The following is a 2,129-nucleotide window of genomic DNA, read 5'->3' as shown; positions in this document are numbered from 1 at the left end:
CACCATCATCCATCGTGCGAATATTTTCATCAAAGCTTAACACCGCGCCTTTAGCCAGACCCAATGCTGGCAAGTCACGATCAAGCGTAACGGTTTTGTGTCCCATGTTTAGCCTCCTACGACAATTGATAATGCAGCTAAACCGCCAGAAGCAGCACCGCTGATAAATTTCGCATTAGGCATTGCAATCGCTGTAGTAGCACCCGTGCCTGCTGCATTTGAAAAGTGACCGACTGTATCTAAGTCAGTACCGTTACCGATCACAACGTAAGCCGCTTGACCTGCTGTTACTGTTGCAATAACAGGGACGTAAATAGTGCCTACGGTTAATACGCTGCCATCACGTTTTGTTGGAACACCGTGAATGTCGCCATCCGCTACAGCGCGATTCATTTCACGACGAAGCACGCCGACAACATCAGCGATAACAGAACTATCGGTTAACAGTTCAAAACCTTCTTCACCATCACGAGCAACAGCCACGCCATAAGGCACGGTTGCGTCGGTAGTGTTGAGTTTTGATACAGTGTTGTTTCTTTGTGAATCAACCATCATGCCTGCAAGGGCTTTGTTATGGTTAATTGCATATCCGCCTTGTACAGCCATGATTAAGCCTCCTGTGCGCTTGGTTTGGACATACGCTCTTTGTAGTCTTCGTATGCGTCATTGGTTAATTGCTGGCCTCGTTCACCATCTTCAGCTAAGCGGCGATACTGCTCTTTTGCTTTGTTTTCAGGTGATTTTTCAGCCGATTCCAGCGCCATATCGAAAGAAGCCTGAATGTATTCAGGTGATTTATCTTTCCAGTCTGTTGCTGGACGTACTGCTTGCATTGCAGATCGCATAATTTCCACATCGTCTACTGAGTCAGTGGTGAATTGATCGCCTACAATTTTTAGAGCAGCGTCTTTTACTTTTGCAATCCGTTCGACGCGAGTTTTTAGCTCTTCGTCTGAGGATTTAACGTTAAGTGTTTTGATTTCTTCATCTTTGGCGTCGATTGTGGCCTTCAGGCGTTCAATCTCAGCTTTGGAGTCAGTAACCTCTTTGTTCAATCTGTCGAATGCATCAGTAACGAGCAGAGCCGTTGCCTCGTCCTCTACATCAACAGATCGACCAGAATCTAAAACGATTTTGTGTGTCATGGTCATTTCTCTTTGTTGGTGGTTGTCAAAAATACGGGCTTGCCGTCCTGCTCGTGCCATAGGCACTATTGCAACGTGATTAATCTTGATGTCACGCTGCACATACTGGTAAGTCTCTCCGTTTGGAGCGGTTCCTTCTTGTTCTACATAGTCTGCTGTGTAGCCTGCTGATAGCTCAGCATTACCGGCGTTAATGTCGTCGATGGCTGCTTGGTCTTTGATGACTAAGTCAGCTAATACGAAGTCACCATCACGACGACCAGCGCCACGGACAATGCCTTTTGATGTTTGGCTGTAGTTTTTGGCGTTAACTAATTCGCCAGGGTGACGAATGGTAATGTCTGCACCGTTATAGCTGTCGAGCGATTCAGCTTTGAATACTTCGTCTTCTGGGCGATAAACAGTCACGATCGCATTTGGATCGCCATCAAGCTGTAATTCCTTGCGTGTGTACTGTTGCGTGCCTGTTTTGGCTACACGCCCGGGTACTTTTAAAAAACCTTCATCGGTAAACTCTCGATGAGTCACCTTAAACGTGCTTTTGTCTTGAACGGTTATGCGTGTCATTAGCTGCTTTTCCTGTTCATATACTTCTCAACTGATTCTGTTGTTTTGGCTCGTGCTGTGCAGCGACACCCAAAATCAGAGCCAGGTTGTATCGTTTCGCCTTTATCGTTCTTTGGTAGGTCATCCCACCTGTAAACGCCTTTGCCGTACTTGGTTTTCTTGTCAGCAATTAAGCGGTGCTTATGCCTTACTCGCTCATCATCACTATCCAGCCATTGGAAATATTCAAAGCCAGCATCAACTTGACGCCGCTTATCTATCTCGCCGTTAACTTTGGCGGTTTGATCGCGGGCAATGAATCGGGCTCGACGCTGAGTTACGCCATAGTCATCAGATAACTGTTTGGCAATATCACGAGCTAGCACACCATTCCTCATGCCCGTTAAGACAGTGTTTGCAACGTTGTTTAAATATTGC

General features: G+C 46.3%; 3 protein-coding genes. All 3 read right to left on the bottom strand.

The features are described 5' to 3' along the window. Positions 1–108: 108 nt before the first annotated feature. Entirely contained in the window at positions 109–606 is a 498-nt protein-coding gene (locus B4K20_RS01050; RefSeq protein ID WP_289281558.1) for a structural cement protein Gp24, read from the bottom strand. Positions 607–608: 2 nt separating this feature from the next. Then, on the bottom strand, positions 609–1,712 hold the full coding sequence (locus B4K20_RS01045; protein ID WP_289281557.1) for a DUF2213 domain-containing protein: 1,104 nt from the start codon (positions 1,710–1,712) through the stop codon (positions 609–611). After that, positions 1,712–2,129, bottom strand: a 418-nt coding sequence (locus B4K20_RS01040) for a phage minor head protein (RefSeq protein ID WP_289281556.1), incomplete at its 5' end; no start/stop codon positions are given. The genes B4K20_RS01040 and B4K20_RS01045, both read right to left, overlap by 1 nt.

This window comes from Methylophaga sp. UBA5088 (genome assembly GCF_002414625.1).
Lineage (GTDB): Bacteria > Pseudomonadota > Gammaproteobacteria > Nitrosococcales > Methylophagaceae > Methylophaga > Methylophaga marina.
Note: the sequence above shows the minus strand (reverse complement) of the source record. Positions and strands in the feature narration are given on the sequence as shown.